Origin of the sequence: Rhizobium sp. CFBP 13644 (assembly GCF_014842165.1) — a bacterium.
GTDB classification, from domain to species: Bacteria; Pseudomonadota; Alphaproteobacteria; order Rhizobiales; family Rhizobiaceae; genus Agrobacterium; species Agrobacterium tumefaciens_C.
This window is the reverse complement of record NZ_JACYVF010000003.1, coordinates 545,716-564,768: the sequence shown is the minus strand read 5'-3', so window position 1 is coordinate 564,768 and position 19,053 is coordinate 545,716. Positions and strand designations below refer to the sequence as shown.

The 19,053-nt window shown below is 58.5% G+C and carries 22 protein-coding genes; 14 read left to right on the top strand and 8 right to left on the bottom strand.

The features are described from left to right. Positions 1-19: 19 nt before the first annotated feature. Both IFT53_RS12055 and IFT53_RS12050 read left to right on the top strand, forming a co-directional pair. Positions 20-838 carry a shikimate dehydrogenase family protein gene (locus tag IFT53_RS12055; protein WP_192064897.1) on the top strand — a complete coding sequence of 273 codons (819 nt, stop codon included), beginning with the start codon at positions 20-22 and terminating at the stop codon, positions 836-838. Continuing rightward, complete coding sequence (locus IFT53_RS12050) at positions 831-2,096, top strand: FAD-dependent oxidoreductase (protein WP_192064896.1); 1,266 nt, start codon at positions 831-833, stop codon at positions 2,094-2,096. The genes IFT53_RS12055 and IFT53_RS12050 overlap by 8 nt, the downstream gene beginning before the upstream one ends. A gap of 35 nt (positions 2,097-2,131) precedes the next feature. On the opposite strand, the gene IFT53_RS12045 is transcribed toward IFT53_RS12050, so the two are convergent. Further along, positions 2,132-3,067 (bottom strand): LysR family transcriptional regulator, encoded by a 936-nt coding sequence (locus IFT53_RS12045; RefSeq protein ID WP_192064895.1) that lies wholly within the window; start codon positions 3,065-3,067, stop codon positions 2,132-2,134. Between the two features lie 103 nt (positions 3,068-3,170). Between IFT53_RS12045 and IFT53_RS12040 the strand changes: the two genes are divergently transcribed. Beyond that, a complete protein-coding gene (locus IFT53_RS12040) occupies positions 3,171-4,142 on the top strand; it encodes an MBL fold metallo-hydrolase (RefSeq protein WP_192064894.1) in 972 nt (323 codons plus the stop codon). Between the two features lie 70 nt (positions 4,143-4,212). Here the strand turns inward: IFT53_RS12040 and IFT53_RS12035 are convergent, their stop codons facing one another. Next, positions 4,213-4,572 (bottom strand): 2-dehydropantoate 2-reductase N-terminal domain-containing protein, encoded by a 360-nt coding sequence (locus IFT53_RS12035; RefSeq protein ID WP_192065026.1) that lies wholly within the window; start codon positions 4,570-4,572, stop codon positions 4,213-4,215. Positions 4,573-4,678: 106 nt separating this feature from the next. Next, positions 4,679-5,020, bottom strand: a complete 342-nt coding sequence (locus IFT53_RS12030; protein ID WP_192064893.1) for a hypothetical protein — start codon at positions 5,018-5,020, stop codon at positions 4,679-4,681. Between the two features lie 138 nt (positions 5,021-5,158). Between IFT53_RS12030 and IFT53_RS12025 the strand changes: the two genes are divergently transcribed. Further along, positions 5,159-5,782 carry a TetR/AcrR family transcriptional regulator gene (locus tag IFT53_RS12025; RefSeq protein WP_052496887.1) on the top strand — a complete coding sequence of 208 codons (624 nt, stop codon included), beginning with the start codon at positions 5,159-5,161 and terminating at the stop codon, positions 5,780-5,782. A gap of 30 nt (positions 5,783-5,812) precedes the next feature. On the opposite strand, the gene IFT53_RS12020 is transcribed toward IFT53_RS12025, so the two are convergent. Then, complete coding sequence (locus IFT53_RS12020; protein ID WP_162196035.1) at positions 5,813-6,730, bottom strand: YeeE/YedE thiosulfate transporter family protein; 918 nt, start codon at positions 6,728-6,730, stop codon at positions 5,813-5,815. Positions 6,731-6,826: 96 nt separating this feature from the next. Beyond that, the gene (locus IFT53_RS12015; protein WP_342365809.1) at positions 6,827-7,291 is read right to left on the bottom strand and encodes a YkgB family protein; all 465 of its coding nucleotides are present in this window, start codon (positions 7,289-7,291) and stop codon (positions 6,827-6,829) included. A 203-nt stretch (positions 7,292-7,494) separates the two neighbouring features. Between IFT53_RS12015 and IFT53_RS12010 the strand changes: the two genes are divergently transcribed. Continuing rightward, on the top strand, positions 7,495-7,950 hold the full coding sequence (locus IFT53_RS12010; protein WP_162196036.1) for a MarR family winged helix-turn-helix transcriptional regulator: 456 nt from the start codon (positions 7,495-7,497) through the stop codon (positions 7,948-7,950). A gap of 42 nt (positions 7,951-7,992) precedes the next feature. Here IFT53_RS12010 and IFT53_RS12005 read toward each other — a convergent pair whose 3' ends face one another. The 3 genes from IFT53_RS12005 to IFT53_RS11995 all read right to left on the bottom strand — a co-directional run bounded on the left by IFT53_RS12005 (position 7,993) and on the right by IFT53_RS11995 (position 10,377). Next, the gene (locus IFT53_RS12005; protein WP_082249932.1) at positions 7,993-8,673 is read right to left on the bottom strand and encodes an FMN-binding negative transcriptional regulator; all 681 of its coding nucleotides are present in this window, start codon (positions 8,671-8,673) and stop codon (positions 7,993-7,995) included. Positions 8,674-8,744: 71 nt separating this feature from the next. Beyond that, a complete protein-coding gene (locus IFT53_RS12000; protein WP_052496888.1) occupies positions 8,745-9,254 on the bottom strand; it encodes a DUF417 family protein in 510 nt (169 codons plus the stop codon). A 166-nt stretch (positions 9,255-9,420) separates the two neighbouring features. Continuing rightward, positions 9,421-10,377 (bottom strand): LysR family transcriptional regulator, encoded by a 957-nt coding sequence (locus tag IFT53_RS11995; protein WP_192064892.1) that lies wholly within the window; start codon positions 10,375-10,377, stop codon positions 9,421-9,423. Between the two features lie 94 nt (positions 10,378-10,471). On the opposite strand from IFT53_RS11995, the gene IFT53_RS11990 reads away from it, so the two are divergent. The 9 genes from IFT53_RS11990 (at position 10,472) to IFT53_RS11950 (ending at position 19,051) form a co-directional block, all read left to right on the top strand. Beyond that, positions 10,472-11,623: a muconate/chloromuconate family cycloisomerase gene (locus tag IFT53_RS11990; RefSeq protein ID WP_342365805.1), complete on the top strand. Its 1,152-nt coding sequence runs from the start codon at positions 10,472-10,474 to the stop codon at positions 11,621-11,623. Between the two features lie 3 nt (positions 11,624-11,626). Next, positions 11,627-11,917 (top strand): muconolactone Delta-isomerase, encoded by a 291-nt coding sequence (gene catC, locus IFT53_RS11985; protein WP_042618915.1) that lies wholly within the window; start codon positions 11,627-11,629, stop codon positions 11,915-11,917. A gap of 83 nt (positions 11,918-12,000) precedes the next feature. Continuing rightward, positions 12,001-12,930 carry a catechol 1,2-dioxygenase gene (gene catA / locus IFT53_RS11980; protein WP_042618916.1) on the top strand — a complete coding sequence of 310 codons (930 nt, stop codon included), beginning with the start codon at positions 12,001-12,003 and terminating at the stop codon, positions 12,928-12,930. Positions 12,931-12,998: 68 nt separating this feature from the next. Further along, positions 12,999-14,369, top strand: a complete 1,371-nt coding sequence (gene benA, locus IFT53_RS11975; RefSeq protein ID WP_192064890.1) for a benzoate 1,2-dioxygenase large subunit — start codon at positions 12,999-13,001, stop codon at positions 14,367-14,369. A gap of 103 nt (positions 14,370-14,472) precedes the next feature. Then, positions 14,473-14,964, top strand: a complete 492-nt coding sequence (benB, locus tag IFT53_RS11970) for a benzoate 1,2-dioxygenase small subunit (protein WP_042618918.1) — start codon at positions 14,473-14,475, stop codon at positions 14,962-14,964. A gap of 15 nt (positions 14,965-14,979) precedes the next feature. Beyond that, entirely contained in the window at positions 14,980-15,996 is a 1,017-nt protein-coding gene (benC, locus tag IFT53_RS11965) for a benzoate 1,2-dioxygenase electron transfer component BenC (RefSeq protein WP_197980214.1), read from the top strand. Then, positions 15,993-16,775, top strand: a complete 783-nt coding sequence (gene benD / locus IFT53_RS11960) for a benzoate diol dehydrogenase BenD (RefSeq protein ID WP_192064889.1) — start codon at positions 15,993-15,995, stop codon at positions 16,773-16,775. The genes benC and benD overlap by 4 nt, the downstream gene beginning before the upstream one ends. Positions 16,776-16,912: 137 nt before the next feature. Next, positions 16,913-18,124, top strand: a complete 1,212-nt coding sequence (locus IFT53_RS11955; RefSeq protein WP_192064888.1) for an ABC transporter substrate-binding protein — start codon at positions 16,913-16,915, stop codon at positions 18,122-18,124. A 54-nt stretch (positions 18,125-18,178) separates the two neighbouring features. Further along, positions 18,179-19,051, top strand: coding sequence for a branched-chain amino acid ABC transporter permease (locus IFT53_RS11950; protein WP_192064887.1), 873 nt, complete (start codon positions 18,179-18,181; stop codon positions 19,049-19,051). Positions 19,052-19,053: the final 2 nt, after the last annotated feature.

Here is a 19,053-nt window from a genome sequence, read left to right as displayed (position 1 = left end):
GAAACGGGGAGTGATAGTTATGATTGGTAGCGAAACACGCCTTGTGGCGATCATCGGATCACCTATCGCCCAAGTGAAGTCACCGGATAACTTCAACCGCTACTTTGCCGATGCGCGAGCGCAGAGGGCAATGATCGCCATTGATCTCGTTCCCGACAGTGTGGCCGACTTTGTTTTAACGGCGCGTGGCTGGCAGAATCTCGATGGTTTCGTTGTTACCATTCCCCACAAGCGGGAAGTGGCAGGCCTTGTCGATGACCTCAGCCCAACAGCGCAATTTCTGGACGCCGCAAATGTGGTGAGACGACATGCCGACGGCCAGCTTTACGGCGACATGACCGATGGGCAGGGGTTTCTGAAGGCCTCTGAAGCGCATGGTTTTGAACCAGCAGGCAAAACCATATTACTGGTCGGGGCAGGGGCTGCGGGCAGTGCGATTGGTTATGCGCTGGCTGCGGCGGGTGTTTCGCATCTGGTTATTTCCGATCGCCACGAAGACCGCGCCGCCGATTTGTCCGCTCGGCTGGCCGCTGCTTTCCCATCCGTCATGATATCTGGCGGTACGATACCCCAGCGTGCTTTTGATCTCGTCATCAACGCTTCGTCTTCCGGCATGCAGCCAGACGATCCTCTGCCGGTGCCGGATAGCACCCTATCATTGATGCCATCGAACGGGCTGGTGGCAGATGTCGTGACAAGTCCAAAACTCACACCCCTGCTGATGTTGGCGAGGCAGCGAGGCCTCAATATCCAGACCGGAGAAGAAATGGCCAAGGCACAGCTTTTTGCGCTCGCAGAGGCGATGGGCGTCATTGAAGGGGAACCATCGGATGTGTAACACGCGTGGTGGTCGATACGATGTCGTGGTCGTCGGAGGTGGTGCGGCTGGCATGAGTGCGGCGGTGGCCGCTGCCCGGCTGGGTGCGAAAGTCGCACTGATCGAACGCTACGGTTTCCTTGGCGGCGCGGCTGCTCACTCGCTTGTGCTTGCCTATTGCGGGTTCTTTGTCAAAGGCTCCAATCCTGTTTTTGCGGTAGGCGGTATCGGCCGCGAGTTGCTGGATAGGCTTGAAAAGATTGGCCAGAATGTTGCGCCCATCAAATCGAGCAGCGGCAACTGGATCGTCATGCTGGATCCAGAGGCGGTCAAATTTGCCTTCGACCTGATGACCGATGTTTCTGGTCTGGATGTCCTGCTGCACAGTCGCGTCACCGCTCTGGCTCGACAATCGAACGGCGTTGCCGCCATTACGGTAACCGATCATGCGGGTAGCTATGAAATTAACGCTGAATCGTTTGTCGACGCCAGCGGCGAGGCGACGCTAGCGTCCTTGGCGGGGCTGGAGATGGGGACCAATAGCCTGTCAGGCGACCACGTCCAGCCGGCCTCGATGCCGGTTCGCATTGGTGGGGTTGCGGCCGGCGTGCCGTTCGACCGTGTACGAATGGCGCAACTGATTGCGCAGCACAATGCCAGCTCCGTTAGCCCAATCCACCGTTTGGACGGCGGTGTGATGCTGCGGCTGCCAATCTCGAACGATTATTGGTGGATGACGATCGATCTTGAGACCGACGGTCTAAGCGGTGCCAGTCTAGGCGCGGCTGAGCGCCAGGCGCGTCTGGAAGCCTGGAGGAACCTGCAATTGCTGCGACAGATGCCGGGCTTCGAAAATGCATTCATAGCAGCTACGGGACCGCAAATTGGTATTCGTGAAACACGTCGCCCACGTTCGCGCCAGGATATGACCGGTCGAGCGCTTGAAACAGGTGAGCGGCGCGAAGATGGCATTGGTCGTGCCGCTTGGCCGATTGAGGTTCACGAAGCGCCTGGACGGGCGCGCTTCATCGATCTCGGTGGCGAGGGCTTTGCCGATATACCAATGGGCGCAATCGAGGTGTCTGGCGCGGATAATCTCTTTCTTGCAGGCAGAGTTGTCGGCGCAGATACCGCCGCTTATGGCTCTCTAAGAGTCATGGGTACAGCATTCGTCACCGGTCAGGCAGCTGGTATTGCCGCCGCTTTGAGAGCTTCATCAGCTTCGGTTTCAGCTTGCAATGTCAGGAAGAACCTTTCTTCTCAAAACGCGATCATTTGATAGCGCGTTGAACCGGCGTCAGGGGCATCTAAGTTTTAGCTGCCGACCCCCGTCGTACCAAGGATGTCGCGAATGATATGCCGCAGCCAGGCGTTCGCAGCGTCATCGTCGGCGTGGCTCGCCCAGACCATTTTCACGGGCGGAAAGGAAAGGCTGACGGGTAACGGGCTGACCTTGAGGCCGAGAAGTGCCGCGTAACGATCAGCGATGCGGCTCGGCACCGTGGCAATGACAGGTGCGATCTGCGCCGCCGATAGAACCGACATATAGCCGGGTGCTGCGGCTATCACGTTCAACTCAACGCCTGCCAATTCCAGCGCATCCTTGATGCAGCCCTGCAATGTCTCGTTCTGGGAGATCGTCGCATGGTCAGCGGAAAGATAGTTCGAGAGTTCCACCGGGTTCGACAAAGGCAGCAGAGCTGGATTGTAGCAGCATGCCATTTCCGGCTCGTATAATGTCTCGAAGGATCGGCGGCTCGTCTTTGTGTATGTGCAGCCGACCGCGATATCGATGCTGCCATCTTCCAGTGAAGGTTCCATTGCCTCGTATGGGAACACTCTGGCCAAAACCTTGATGCCGGGTGCGTCGCGGCGCAGGCGCATCGTTAGTTCGGGGATCAGCAACAGCTCGATTTCGGGAGACATGGCGATGCGGAACGTTCGCTCTTCCGTTGCCGGATCAAACCCGAAGTTGCCGGTCAGCGCCATCTGCGCCTGACGGAGAGCATGGCGGACAGGGGCTGCCAGGCTGCGCGCCCGCGCTGTCGGCTGCATCACCTGTCCTACGCGAATGAACAATTCGTCCTGCAAGAGGACCCGAAGCGTTGAAAGGGAATGGCTCATTGCAGGTTGCTGGATCTTCAGCCGTCCAGCCGCCTTCGTGACGTTTCCTTCCGCCATGAGGGCGTCGAAAGCAACCAGAAGATTGAGATCGAAAGATCGCAAATTGAAATGATCGATAGTTGTCATGAGCCGCATCGATTTGATTACTAATGCGTCCATGCATACGTGCTAAAAAGGTCAGTTCCAAGACCTTGTCGTCAACGGGCCGCCGAGTGCCCAGGAGTTTCCCATGCAAACCCGTCGTTCCCTACTTATCAGCACAGCAGGCGCTGCCCTTGCTGCAAGTGCCATGACAACCTTGCCCGCCGCCGCCTTTGCCAAGGCGCCCGTGGTTGGCAAGCAAGCGGCCAGCTTCTACCGCATGAAACTCGGTGACTATGAAATCACCGCGGTATCCGATGGCACGGTGAAACTGCCAATGTCGAAAATATACAAGGGCATCACCGAAAGTGACGCAGAAACCTATCTTGTCGATCATTTTCAGGCGGGTTCGGAAATTTCGGTCAACGCCTTTCTGGTCAATACCGGCGAGAAGCTTGTTCTGATCGATGCCGGTACGGGCGATCTGATGGGGCCGGCGCTCGGCAAACTCGTCTCCAACATCGAGGCTGCGGGTTACAAAGCGGACCAGATCGATGACGTCATCCTCACGCACATCCATGCTGACCATTCCGGCGGTCTCATTGCCAATGGCAAGCGCGTGTTTGAAAACGCGATCCTGCATGTCAACCATGGCGAGGCCGAGTTCTGGTTGGAAGCGGATGCCAAAACAAAGGCTGACAAGGTTTTGGGTCCTCAGATTGCGCAGGCCGAGCAATGCGTCAGCCCGTATGTCGATGCGGAGAAGTTCGAAACCTTTGAAGACAATGCCGCGCCTTTGCCCGGTTTTGGCTCGGTGCTGCGCGCTGGCCACACGCCCGGACACAGTGGCATCATCGTGGAAAGCCAGGGGAAAAAGATCGTGTTCTGGGGCGATATCGCGCATGGCGACGTGCTGCAGTATGACCATCCGGAGGTCACGGTCGATTTTGACGTGGACCAGACGACGGCTGCCGCCACACGCGCCGTTGCTTTCGCCGAGGCAGCCGATCAAAAATATCTGGTTGCAGGCGCCCATCACGCCTTTCCGGGCATCGGCCATATCAGGCGAGACGAGACGAACTATGATTGGGTTCCGCTGGTCTATAGCGCCAATTACTGATGTCTGATGAGGCTCCACCTGCGGGATTGAGCCTCATCTCTAAACTCTACGCCTGGTTCAGCGGCGACACTTATAATGAAGCCGGTGCCATCGCCCTGCGCTCAATGCCGATGGTGTCGCGCAGTCGCTCGGGGTCAAAGTTGTTGAACATGAACAGGATGTATCTGGCTGCACTTCTTTTCAGCGCAAGCAGCACGGCATCCACCTGATGTGCGAGCAATGTGACGACCACAAGATCATAGGGCACAGCTCCGTCCAACGTGTCGGTGACGCTAACAGCCGCATGCTCACCCGTGATGCTGATGATTCCGGTGTCGGTCAACAATCGCCCAAGGCGGGCGGAACCCGGCCTTGCGATGACGGTGACCTCATGCCCGCCGGCACGGGCCAGATGAAATGCGAATGTGCTTCCGATTCCGCCAACACCAATGACTGCGATGCGAAGCGCACTCGGGGTGGAAAACTCTGTAACGCGTTTTCTTTCTCGGCAAAGGCATGTAGGATCTGGGCCGGTGGGATATCGCGGGCGTCTTTGATCATCCGACTTGCCTGCCGCGTGATTGCCATGCCCGGTGCACCTCGTCCCAATCGGGAATGCTGTCGCAGTAGAAGCCGAGTGTCTTGCCTGTCGCGATAGAGCCGAAGGCCTTCATCGCTTTCAGGTGCGCGCCAGCGATCAGATATCGACGCATTGCGCCCTCATCCTTCCACACGGTTCTTGTGTGATGCACGCCATTGATGAGGCGCGCATCTGTGGCGAGGTTGCCCTCGGCCTGCTTGGCTTGAGCCATTGACCTGATCGCATGCCACCAGAAACGGAAAAAATGGCGCCTGCCTTTCAGCTGGAGGCCGGTGATCGATACATAGACCTTCTCCATCGCAGTCCTCCTGGCCGTCTGGCACCACCCGAAAGGGGGCTCAGTGGCATTGAAATGTCCTTATTTAGACGCTGTCTAAATCAATGTCAGGATCATTTTCTCTGGTCAAGCGCAATCTAGTCAGTGTAAAGATTAGGCATGAAACCTTATCATCACGGATCGCTGCACCAGGCTTTGCTGGAGGCGGCGGAAACAATCCTCGACCGCGACGGTATTGCCGGGCTGACCTTGCGGGCGGCGGCACGCGAGGCGGGCGTTTCGCACGGCGCTCCTGCCCATCACTTCGGCGATCTCTCCGGTCTGTTGACGGAGTTGGCTGCTTCAGGCTTCGTGCGATTGCGCGAGACTGTCCTGGCCGAGGTGGAAGAGGCTGCCGCTCAGGCCGATTCCCCTGTTTACGCCACGGCGCTGGGACGCGGTTACATCCGCTTTGCCAGGGCACATCCAGGTGTCTTTCTACTGATGTTCCGCTCAGAGCGCCTGAACTGGTCGTCGCCCTCCTTATCCGTTGCGGGTCCTGCGGCATTCGCACTTCTTTCGAGTGAAGCTTCCGGTAAAGCGACAGACAGGAGCGATTTCGAAACGCTGGTTGTCGCAAGCACGCGCTGGTCCCTGATGCATGGATTGGCGACGCTGATCATCGATGGCAGGCTTGAAGCGATGGCGCAGAATGTGCCTGGCGCCAATCTGGATGAACTGATTGGGCAGATAATCTCCCGTGGTCTGATCGACGGAACCGGCATCGATACGGCCAGATCGTAACGCGTCAGTCCCGTAAACCGTAGAGGTCGCTTAGTGGACGTTGAAGCGTGGCAAGAGCTTCAACATCGCTATGATCGTGGCCAGAAGAATTGCATAAGCGAGAAAAGCCGATGGGCTACCTGACGGTATTCCCTGCAGGACCAGACTGTCATTGCCTCCGGGTATCAAGGTGCTGCCCGCTCCCATCAGCAAACCTCCTGTAAATCTGTCGCGGAGCGCAGCGAGCCCCGGCACTCCAAGCCGGAACCGTCCCTGGAATATTCCGCTCGCGATGCTTCCCGCAATCAGTCCTGTGAGGCCGATGGCCGTCAGCCAATCCGAGGTTCCGATATATCTCAATGCAGGCATCCACGGCCATGGCTGGTGGAGGGCTCCGACAAAAGCGCCGACCAATCCGATCACGCCCATCAAAAATGACAGCTTGAGAATGACGCGCAGCGGCCGTCTCCACAGCGCAAAGCGCAGCAGGATGAAGCCGGGCAGACCGAGCGCGACGATAAGCAGGGCATGTTCGGGAAGAGGGGTTTGTTCCGGTGCCGCGATGGCGCCGGCTCCCATCGCGTCAAGAAGGCGAAAGGCAATGTACGCCCCCGCTCCAGTCAGCAGAAACTCGGACCTGCCTTCGCCAAGGCGTGCAATGGAGCCGAAGGCGCAGCCGCCGTTGATGGTGGCCCCAGCCCCGAACAGAACGGCCCCGAGGCCGAGAGACCCCAAAGGCCCCCACTGCGGAACAGCTATGTCTGGTGTCAATAGCCATGCGACAAGCAATGCCCACAGCCCACATTCGAAAAAACCGAGCAAGCCGTCTGCCCTTCGATCCCTTATGAGTTCGGACATGGCACGAACGGCGCAGGTGGTACCATGCTGAATGGCGACCCCAAGTGCGAACGCTCCCGCTATCAGGAGCGCCGCCAGAGTGGGAATGGAAATGCCGTCGAGATATGTCATCATCGATCCAGTATAGGGGCTGCGATAAGCGACAAGGTTCTGTAAAGGGCGCAGCGGTTGGTGACCTGAGGATGCTGCCCTGTTTTCGATGCGGTCTCAGGTCAGCGATGTCTGAGCTCTGACGCGCGCGATGCTTTCGCCGAGAATGAAAATACTGACGCCGAGCAACGAGACGTCTTTTAGCAGAAACTGGCCGACCGGATTGATCCAGGGGAAGCCACCAAGGTCCGCGTACCAGATCGGCAGTGCGAACATGACCGAGACCGTGGTCAGAAACGTCATCGAGCCGATTGCGCCACCAAGGACGCCAGCGCGTGCCGACCAGATGGAGGCGATCAGCAGGATGGCTGTGAAAATCTCTGCAGTACCGAGCAGAGCGGTTGCGCCCACCTCGCCAAATACTGGATAGAGCCACGATAGCCACGGTGTGTTTGTTATGAGGGGTTTGAGGGCATCGACCTCGATCTGCGTGTATTTAAGGACGCCTATCAGCAGGAGCGGAAGGACCACGCCTGCAAGGGCAACGCCGCGACCGATTTTTGTGATTGTGCCGGCGGGGATGATGCGATCAACGCCAAGGATGGCGCGGTCGACGGCGGATGTGATTGTCCGGGTTATTTTTATTATCCTTTCTATTTATATGCATGAAGCATACATTAATTCCGCTTGATGTCTATGCGTGGCGCATATATTAATTCGTCATGACTGAGAAAAAGACAGAAAACGTAATCGGCGCACTGGTTCTGGGTTTGGCGGATGCGGTGTTGCGCGAAACAGAAAACCAGGCTCCGGAGAAGGGTCAGGCTGCGGCGGCCATAACGCTGTTGCGGCACGAACCGGGCATGCCCATTGAGCAAATGCGGCGCGCGCTTGGCCTTTCTCATTCCGCCACGGTGCGGTTGGTGGATCGGCTCGTGGCCGATGGCCTTTTCATGAGGCAGCCGAGCGCAAGCGATCGCAGGGCGGTCGCCCTTCACTTGACGGAAGCCGGAGACACGCGCTGCGATGCTATCTTGTCCTCACGCTTTAAACGCATCGCAGGCGCCTTGGATGTTCTTACGTCAGTTGAGAAAGAGACCTATCGCCTGCTGACGGAAAAACTGCTCACCAACTTTGTTGAAGACCTCGATCATGCCTATTCAGTTTGCAGGCTTTGCGATTTGAGTTCCTGCCCGAACTGTCCTGTCGTTTGCAGCCTCCAGGCAAAAAATGAGGCATGACAGGGCATGAGAATGCAGCATGGATTTCGCAGGCTTCGAGCGTCAGTGCTTCAAGGAGCGGATCAGCGATTGGAGAGAGGCTGACGTGCCATCATGGCCGCCAACAAGATGCGCCATGTTTTCGTCTGCCAGCACGCCACGCTGAAGCAATCCTTCGACGACACCGCGCCTGTCTTCCGGTACGTCGCCATGTGAAAGCTTTGCGGTCAAATCGAAGCTGGTGATTTCAAGCCGATATCCCTGGATCAGCTTTCGCCAGCCCTGCCAGAGATCGGCAGCCAGTTCCTCCGTTTGCCATCCGCCCTGCGGTTCGCTGGCATTCACAAGGTCTTTGATCTGGCGCTGCAGGGCAACATCGTCCATGAATGCAAGCCGCCCATGCATGATCAGGCTGATGTAATTATAGGTCGGGGCCGTTCTGCTGCGATCCGAATCTGGATCAGGAAAGCTCGACGTGAACCAACTGGGCGATATTGCCGCCCCGGGTCCCTGAACCAGAATGGTGACGGGCACGCCCACCGTCATGTCGCTTGAAATCGGATTTGCCTTGGCCAAATGGAATTCAAGTGCGCCTGCTGGTGCGTTTCTAGGCCGGAAGGTCAATGGCGCATGGGCAATACGCGGCCCTTCTGGTCCGTTAATGGATATGGCAGCAAATGGAAATGTTTCGACCAAGGCGCGAAGGAGTGCGGGATCGGTGTGCTTGTATTCTGAATAGTGCATGGTGGGTCCTCTTCTGGTTTTCGGTGCCGAATTGGATTCTGTAAATCGGTTTGGTCGAGCGCCCGACGATCTCAGTGGCCAGCGGTGACGTTCTTGAGGAGGCTCTCTCCCAGGATCGCAAGGCTGACACCCAGCAAGGCGACATCCTTGATCAGGAATGTTCCGATGAAGTTCAGGAACGGAAAGCCGCCTGAAGAGGCATCCCAGATCGGGAGCGCGAATAGGGTCGAAACGGTTGTCAGAAATATGAGAGCGCCTAGCGCTCCAGCGACGATCCCGGCACTGACCGACCAGAGAGACGCAATGAACAGGACGGCTGTGATCATTTCCACGACGCCGAGCAAGTAGCTGGTCCCGGCAAAACCGAAAACCTGATAGAGCCAGGCCAGCCATGGCGTGCCGCTGATCAGCGGCTTCAGCGCCTCTACCTCGACCTGAGTAAACTTCAAGAGCCCGATGAGGAGCAGCGGAAGAACGACACCTGCGAGGGAAATGGCCCGACCCGCGGTGAGAGTGAAATGATGTGCTTTTTGGGAATTCAGGAGCTTGGCCGCTGCAGCGGTTGGGGAAAGCAGGGTCATTGTTCACCGTCCATTTTTGAGTGAGCCTGCAAAAATGCATGCATGGCGCATATAAACATGAAATCACTCTAATGTCTATGCGTCACGCATATAAACTGTGATGCTTCGTGCTTTGGCCCCAAAGCGCTAGCGCTGTGGCAGACTGCTGGATGGCCGGTTGCTTATGTCAAAGTTCCTCGGTTGGTAGCTCGAGGCCGGCATCCATCTTCACGTTTGAGAGCTGCAGCCAGATGGGATTGGAGGCATACATCTCTCGGATGATCTGTTTGATCTCATCAATCCGGTTGCCCGCATCTTCGCGCCGGTAGCTCATGATGATGGGAGAGGTCGCATTCTCGTCCTTGATCATGCGGTAACAGACATCATCCGGTCGCTGCCGCTGCGAAGCCGCCGGAATGATGCAGAGGCTGACGCCCGCCGCGACGATGCCGAGCGCTGTTTGGATTTCACGCACCTCATCGAGATGTGATGGGGAAACGCCCACTTCCTCCAGCATGTTGAGAACCTCGTCGGCAAAGCTGGGTCGGGGTTGCGAGGGATAGACAACCAGCGGCTCGTTTTGCAGTTCGGTTAGTGCAATCGGTTCATGGGCGAAGGACTTCGGGTGCCCCTTGGGCAGGGCCACAACCAGTCGTTCTTCGCGCAATGTCAGTCTTTCCACCTCCCGGTCGTTGAAGCGCACCCGGCCGAAGCCGAGATCGATCCGGTGTTCCTTGAGCGCGGTGACCTGCTCGGTTGAGGCCATTTCGCGGATTTCGAAGTCGAGATTTGGCCAGCGTATGCGCATCCGGCGTACCAAGTCCGGCATTCCGCCATAGAGCGTCGAGCCGACGCAGCCAATAATATATCGCTCTCGCTGCGACAGGCCGATGCGTCGTGTCTGTTCTCGCACATGCTCGGTTCTGGCGATGATTTGCCCGGCTTGCTGGTAGAAGAAACGCCCGGCCTCAGTCAGCGTCAGGGGACGATGGCTGCGGTCAATGAGAAGAACGCCAAGTTCTTCCTCCAACTGCTGGATCTGCCGACTAAGGGGCGGCTGGGCGATATGCAGGATTTCCGCAGCACGGGAAAAGTTTCTCTCGCGTGCAACCGCAATGAAGTATCGTAGCTGTCTCAGTTCCATCTTCATACCTTTTGAGTATCGAATGCCACTTTTATAGTTTTGGACGGACACCCTGCAGAGCGCTAGTTTCCCTAACAGACAGGGAGGAAACGTGGTGTCCGTAGAAAGTCGCATTGTCGAGATCGAAACGATTATACTCGATTTGCCTACCATCAGGCCGCACCGTCTGTCGATGGTGACCATGAGCGGCCAGAGCATGATGATCGTGCGGGTTCGTTGCGCCGACGGCTTTGAGGGTTTTGGCGAAGGCACGACCATTGGCGGTTTGGCCTATGGTCCGGAAAGCCCTGAAGGTATGAAGCTGACCATTGATACCTATGTGGCACCGCTTCTGATCGGTCAGGATGCAGCCCGCATCCAGTTGTTGATGGACCGCGTCGCACTTGCGGTCAAGGGTAATCATTTCGCCAAATGTGCCGTGGAAACCGCGTTGCTGGATTGCCATGGGCGTCGTTTGGGCCTGCCGCTATCGGAACTTCTCGGGGGTCGTCGCCGTGACAGTCTGCCGGTTGCCTGGACCCTTGCGTCCGGCGATACGTCCAAGGATATCGACGAGGCTCAGACCATGCTGGATCTGCGCCGCCACAAGGATTTCAAGCTGAAGATCGGTCGTCGCGCACTTGCCGATGATGTTCGCCATGTGGCGGAAATCCGCAAAGCGCTGCCCGATCATGCTTCCATCCGCGTGGATGTGAACATGGCCTGGCGCGAACGCGAGGCTCGCATGGGCATTGATGCCCTTGCCGACGCGGGCTGCGTGCTGGTCGAACAGCCGGTGGCTGGCATTGCGCCGCTCGCGAGGCTGACGCGCACATCCTCCATCGCCATCATGGCCGATGAGGTGCTTGTTGGGCCTGAAACTGCGCTGGAAGCGGCCACGGCGCGCGCGGGTGACGTGTTCTCCATCAAGATCGAACAGGCGGGTGGCCTCTTTGCTGCAGCCAAGGTGGTTGCCATTGCCGAGGCGGCGGGTATCGGCATCTATGGCGGGACCATGCTCGAAGGCCCCATCGGCACGATTGCTGCTGCCCAGCTCATGGCTGGCGTGAAGGATCTGCACTGGGGAACGGAATTTTTCGGCCCCCTGCTGCTAACGGAAGAGATTCTGCAGGAACCGCTGAACTACTCTAATTTCGAACTGAAGCTGCCGACAGGCCCCGGTCTGGGAATCGATCTCAATGAAGCTGCTGTCGCACGGTTCCGGCGCGATGGCAAACCGGCCAATTCCTTACGTGTGGTGGGATAAATCATGCTTTTTCACGTCGAAATGACCGTCAATATTCCGCACGACATTCCTGCAGACGAAGTCGCGCGCCTGAAGGCAAACGAAAAAGCGCAGGCGCATGAACTGCAGCGGTCGGGTGAGTGGCGGCACCTGTGGCGCATCGCTGGTCGCTTCGCCAATGTGAGTATTTTCGATGTCGCAAGCCCGCAGGCCTTGCATGACATCCTGTTCAATCTGCCGCTGTTTCCGTTCATGGAAATCAAGGTGACGCCGCTGTGCCGGCATCCCTCGTCGATCCGCGACGACGACAGCTGAAATACCTGAACCGTTCGGGAGGGACGGTTTTCGAACCCATCAATCGCGACCTCCCGAGGTCGCACATGCCAAAGGAGGATGTCATGGCAAAGGGTCTGATCGAAAGGGAAGTCATCGCGGCGCTCGCACGGCGGGCAAGCGGGATTGACGAGGAAGGCGGCGATGGCCGTTTGAAGGAAATCATGAACCGCCTGTTGGCGGATCTCTTCCAGGCAATCGATGATCTGGATATCAGCATGAACGAGGTCTGGAGCGCGGTCGCCTATATCGGAGCCGCAGGTCGCAGCAACGAGCTCGGCCTGATTGCGCCCGGCATCGGTCTTGAACATTTCCTCGACTTGCGTCTTGACGAGGAAGAGCGTCGCGCCGGTCTCGCGGGCGGCACGCCCCGCACCATCGAAGGCCCGCTCTACATCGCCGGTGCGCCTCTGTGTCAGCACTTTGCGCGTCTCGACGACGGTTCGGACAAGGGCGAAGTCCTGTTTATGAACGGTCAGGTGCGCGACCAGAATGGTAAGCCGGTGGCCGGTGCCGTGGTCGATGTTTGGCACGCCGACACGCGTGGCAACTATTCGCACTTCGATCCACAGCAGGCACCATACAACCTGCGCCGCCGGATCGTCACTGATGACGAGGGACGATATCGCTTCCGCTCCATCATGCCAAGCGGTTATTCGACGCCTCCGGGCGGCAACACCGAAAAGCTGCTGTTCGCCATCGGGCGCCACGGCAACCGGCCGGCCCACATCCACTTCTTCGTGGAAGCGCCCGGTCACCGTCACCTCACGACACAGATCAACATCGAGGGCGACCCCTATCTGTTCGACGATTTCGCCTTCGGCACGCGTGACGATCTGATCCCGCCGGTTGAGCGGGTAAGCGATCCCAAGGCGATGGCCGACAACCAGGTTCAGGAGCCATTCGCCACGATTGAATTCGACTTCGTGCTGATGCCCGCCGTCGAAGGTGTCGTCGGCACCATCGTTGATCGCGAACGGGCGCAGGCTGCGTAAGCGTCCTGTCTGTCTGGTCACTGGAAGGGGTGGGGGCTTTGCCGCACCCCGTTTAGGAGGAGAAAAGCATGCTTGACGTGACAGTCGATCCCTACATCGAGAATAAGCTTGAAGCAGCCGTGGTCGATGATGCTGAGACCGGTACCTATCGCTGCCGCCGCGATATCTTCACCGATCCGGAACTCTTCGAGCTGGAGATGAAGCATATCTGGGAGGGCAACTGGGTCTATCTGGCGCATGAGAGCCAGATCCCCAACCCGAATGATTACCTCACCGGCTATATCGGGCGTCAGCCAATTGTCATCTCACGCGACAAGAACGGCGAGATGCACTGTTTCCTCAATGCCTGCTCCCATCGCGGCGCGATGGTTTGCCGCCACAAGCGTGGCAACAAGTCCACCTATACCTGCCCCTTCCACGGCTGGTCCTTCTCAAATACGGGCAAGCTGCTGAAGGCCAAGGATCCGAATGGCGCTGGTTATCCCGAGCAGTTCAACAAGAACGGTTCGCACGATCTGACCAAGGTCGCCCGGTTTGAAAGCTATCGCGGTTTTCTGTTCGGCAGCCTCAACGCCGACGTGCTGTCGCTGGAAGACCATCTGGGTGAGGCGCGCAAAATCATCGACATGGTGGTGGACCAGTCGCCCGATGGGCTGGAAATCCTGCGCGGCAGCTCAACCTATGTCTATGACGGCAACTGGAAACTGCAGACGGAAAACGGTGCCGATGGCTATCACGTTTCCTCCGTGCACTGGAACTATGCTGCCACCACGCAACACCGCAAGGAAGCGATTGCCGCGGCCAATGGGCAGGATGTGACCCGCGCCATGGATGCCGGTGGCTGGGCCAAGCAGGGCGGCGGTTTCTATTCCTTCGAGCACGGACATCTGTTGCTCTGGACCCGCTGGGCAAACCCGGAAGACCGGCCGCTGGCGGAAAAGCGCGGGGCACTGACGGAGCAGTTCGGTCAGGCCTGGGCTGACTGGATGATCGATCGTTCGCGCAATCTCTGCCTTTACCCCAATGTCTACCTGATGGACCAGTTCTCCTCGCAGATCCGTATGTACCGGCCGATTGCCGTGGATCAAACCGAGGTGACGATCTACTGCATTGCACCGAAGGGCGAGAGCGCTGAGGCACGCGCGCGCCGCATTCGCCAGTATGAGGATTTCTTCAATGCCAGCGGCATGGCGACACCCGATGATCTGGAGGAATTCCGTTCCTGCCAGATCGGCTATCAGGCGCGCCATGCGGAATGGAACGACCTGAGCCGTGGTGCCGCGCACTGGATCGAAGGCCCCGATGAGGGCGCTGCCGCCATCGGGCTTCAGCCGCTGCTTTCTGGCGTAAAGACCGAGGATGAAGGCTTGTTCGTCGTCCAGCACAGCTATTGGAAACAGGCGCTGCAAAAGGCGATCGGGCGCGACCCGACACTCTGAGCATCGCATAGGCAATTCAAGACATGATGAGGTGCGGGCGGGCCGGGAGGGCGCTGCCCGCCTCAACGGGAAAGGCTGCCTTGGTGCAGCCTGAGGAGGAACCATGACGATATCCCGCCAAGAGGTGGAAGATTTCCTGTATCGCGAGGCGCGTTATCTCGACGACCGTGACTGGGACAGCTGGCTTGCGCTCTATGCGCCGCATGTCGATTTCTGGATGCCAGCCTGGGATGATGACGACCGGTTGACGGAAAATCCGCAGACCGAAATCTCGCTGATGTACTATCCGAGCAAGCAGGGGCTGGAAGATCGCATCTTCCGCATCCGCACCGACCGGTCCAGCGCCACCAGCCTGCCGGAGCCGCGCACGCTGCACCACATTTCCAATGTCGAGATCCTGTCGCAGACGCCGGAAAAGCTTGAGATCCGCTTCAACTGGATGACGCAGAACTTTCGCTACAAGACCACCGACACCCACTACGGGACGAATTTCTACACGCTCGATGTATCCGGTGGCCAGATGCTGATCGCATCCAAGAAAATCGTTCTCGTCAACGATTACATCCACCACGTCATCGACATTTACCACGTCTGAGCGGAAGAACAGATCATGCCGAGAGTAGCTTTGAACTTCGAGGACGGTGTCACCCGTTTTATTGAGTGTGGCGCAAACGAGGTTCTGGTGGATGCAGCCTACCGTGCCCGTTTGAACATTCCGATGGACTGTCGCGATGGTGTTTGCGGCACGTGCAAGTGCAAGGTGGAGGCCGGTTCCTTCGAGCTTGGTGATTACATCGAGGATGCGCTGTCGGATGATGAGCGTGGTCAGGGCTTTGCCCTAAGCTGCCAGATGCGCCCCAGCAGCGATTGCGTCGTCTCGGTGCCAGCCACCTCTGCCATGTGCAAGAGCGGTCCGGCGGAATATGGCGCAAGCCTCGTCGAAGTGCGCCCGCTGTCTCAAACGACCCTCGGCTTTTCGCTCGCGCTGGATGATCCTGATGCGCTGGGTTTCCTGCCCGGCCAATATGTGCAGGTCTCGGTGCCGGGTTCTGATGCCAGTCGTGCCTATTCCTTCTCGTCCATGGTCAATGACGGGCGGGTGGACTTTCTGGTGCGCAACATCCCGGGCGGGCTGATGTCCACCTATCTCTCCACCAAGGCGAAACCCGGCGATAGGCTGACATTGAAGGGGCCATCCGGTGCTTTTTACCTGCGTGAACTGCGGCGTCCGGCGCTGTTTCTGGCGGGTGGAACCGGGCTTGCACCGTTCCTTGCCATGCTCGAACATCTTTCAGAGCGCGACGAGCAGCCGCAAGCCGTCCGCCTGATCTATGGCGTGACGCGTGATGTGGATCTGGTCGAGGTGCCACGCCTGGAAGCGCTGCGGGCCAAGCTGCCCGGTTTTACCTATGATGTCTGCATTTCCGATCCGGAAAGCCAGGCGCCGCTCAAGGGCTTCGTCACCGACCATTTCGGGGCCGTCGATCTCAATGGTGGCGAATGCGACGTTTATCTCTGCGGCCCGCCGCCAATGGTGGAAGCGGTACGTAGGCACTTCAGCACCATCGGGGTAACGCCCGCTGTCTTCCACTACGAGAAGTTCAATCCTGCGGAGGCAGTGCAATGAGCCGCGAACGCTTTACCGGCAAGGTGTTGGTGGTGACTGGTGCCGCTCAAGGCATTGGGCGGGAGGTTGCGCTGCGTGCCGCAGGCGAGGGCGCGACGGTCGCTCTTATCGATCGCTCGGAACTTGTCAACGAGGTTGCGGCAGAGATCGCTGCACAGGGCGGATCGGCCCATGCCATCACCGCGGATCTGGAAAGCTGGGAAGGCGCGAGCCATGCCATCGCCAAGGCTCTTGAGCAGGCGGGCCGTATCGACATTCTGGTCAATAATGTCGGCGGCACCATCTGGATGCAGCCCTTTGAAGTCTTCGGGGCGGAGCAGATCATGGCTGAGATCAACCGCTCGCTCTTTCCGACACTCTGGTGCTGCCGCGCTGTGCTGCCATCCATGATTGCCGCGCAGCAGGGCGTTATCGTCAACGTGTCGTCGATTGCCACGCGTGGCATCAATCGCGTGCCCTATTCGGCGGCGAAAGGTGCCGTCAACGCGATGACCGTCGCGCTTGCCATGGAAAATGCCACGCGCGGAATTCGTGTCAATGCGGTCGCGCCCGGTGGCACGGAAGCGCCGCCGCGCAAAGTCCCGCGCAACCCGAATGAACAGAGCGAGGACGAACGCCGCTGGATGGCCGAGGTGGTGGCGCAGACCAAGCAAAGCAGTTTCATGAAGCGATACGGGACGCTCGAGGAACAAGCGAATGCCATCCTGTTCATGGCGTCGGGCGAATCCTCTTACCTCACGGGCACGGTGTTGCCCGTTGGCGGCGGGGATAGTGGCTAAAACCTGATGCGACCGCGTGAACCGCGGTCGAGACGTCAAGATTTCAGAAAACAGGACTGACAGTGCCAATCAGCAATGCCGCCGGGGTGTCTTGAGGAGAAGACCCCCGTCGATAACCCATAATAGGAGGAGCAAAAATGACACATGATAAGGGTGTTCCGAAATACCAAATCAGCCGCCGCAGTCTGTTTACCGCATCCGCTGCCGGTGCAGCAAGCCTTGCCTTCGGCCTGCCGAGGCCAGCCATTGCCCAGTCCACGCCCCTCAGGATCGGCCTGATGCTGCCATCAAGCGGCACCTTCGCCAAGCTCGGCCAATTCGTCGACAACGGCTTCAGCCTCTATGTCGAGCAAAAGGGCGGCATGCTGGGCGGCAGGCCGGTCGAATTCATTCGTCTGGACGATGAATCGAAGCCGGAAACAGCCACTGACAACATGAACCGGCTGGTGGGGCGCGACAAGGTGGACTTCGTTGTTGGCACGGTGCATTCCGGCGTTGCGATGGCCATGGTGAAGGTGGCCCGCGATACGGGTGTGCCGCTCATCATCCCCAATGCAGGCGCCGATGAAGCAACCGGCCCGCTCTGCGCTGCCAACATATTCCGCACATCCTTCTCCAGCTGGCAGGTGTCACATCCCATGGGTAAGGTCATGTTTGATGCGGGCCATCGAAATGTGGTCAGCATCACATGGCGCTATGCTGCGGGCATGCAGATGGCAAAGGGCTTCGCCGAGGGTTTCACCAGTGCTGGCGGCAAGGTGGTGGAGGAACTGACGCTTCCCTTCCCGGAAGTGGAATTCCAGGCGCTGATCACGCGCATCGCACAGCTGAAGCCGGATGCCGTCTACGCCTTTTTTGCCGGAGGCGGCGCGGTGAAGTTCGTGACCGATTACGCAGCCGCCGGTTTGCAGGGCAAGATCCCGCTTTATGGAACCGGTTTCCTCACCGACGGTACATTGCCAGCGCAAGGGGCGGCAGCCGAGGGCATTCGCACGACGCTGCATTATGCCGATAATCTCGATAATCCTGCAAACAAGACATTCCTGGACGATTTTGCAAAGAAGACCGGCCAGACTGGCGACATCTATGCGGTGCAGGGTTTTGATGCGGCGGCACTGCTGGATGTGGGGCTTGCGGCCACAAAGGGCGACACTGGCGCACGCGACGCGATGTTTGCCGCAATGCAGGGCGCAAAGCTCAACAGTCCGCGCGGCCCGATGAGCTTTTCGGCGGCCCACAACCCGATCCAGAACATCTATCTGCGCGAAGTGCGCGGGGGCAAGAACGTGCTGGTGTCGGTGGCGGGCGAAGCGGTCAAGGACCCGGCTCGCGGCTGCAAGATGACCTGATTTTTGCCGCGGGGCAGTTCACTGCCCCGCTTTCCCGAACGTTCGGAGACGATCATGGATATCGCGACTTTCGCCATCCAGCTTTTAAATGCCGTGCAATACGGGCTCGTGCTGTTTCTGGTTGCCAGCGGGCTGACGCTGGTTTTCGGCATTCTCGGTGTCATCAATCTCGCCCATGGCGCATTCTACATGCTGGGTGCCTATCTGGCCTGGTGGTTCACCATGGTGACTGGCAATCTGTTCCTCGGCATTGTCGCGGCTTTCGTGGTCAGCTTTCTTGTCGGCATGGTGCTGGAAAGCCTGTTCATCAAGCGCCTCTATGGGCGCGACCATCTTTCACAGGTTCTCCTGAGTTTTGGTCTCATCCTCGTGCTGGACAAGGTGCGCCAGATCCTGTTCGGTCGCGATGTGCAATCTCTCGCCTTGCCGGAATGGTTGTCCGGAGCGGTTCAGGTGACGGACATGCAATCCTATCCGCATTACCGTTTGGCCCTGATCGGCTTTTGCCTTGTGGTCGCTGCCGCGATCTTCTTCGTCATCAACCGCACGCGGATCGGCATGATCGTTCGCGCGGGGGCGGAAAACCGGGACATGACGCGGGCGCTCGGCATTCCCTTCGACAAGGTCAACCGGCTGGTGTTTGCCGTTGGCATCGCGCTGGCGGCGCTTGCCGGTGCTGTCATTGCGCCAGTCTCTACCGTCTTTCCGGGCATGGGTGACAGTATGCTGATCCTGTCCTTCGTGGTGGTCGTGCTGGGTGGCGTGGGGTCCGTTCCCGGTGCAGCCATCGGGGCGCTATTGATCGGCCTAATCGACACCTTCGGGAAAGTCTTCCTGCCGGAATTTACCGGTGTCCTCATCTATCTGCTCATGGCTCTTGTGCTGCTCTGGCGGCCCACCGGCATCATGGGCAAGCGGGAGATCTGATC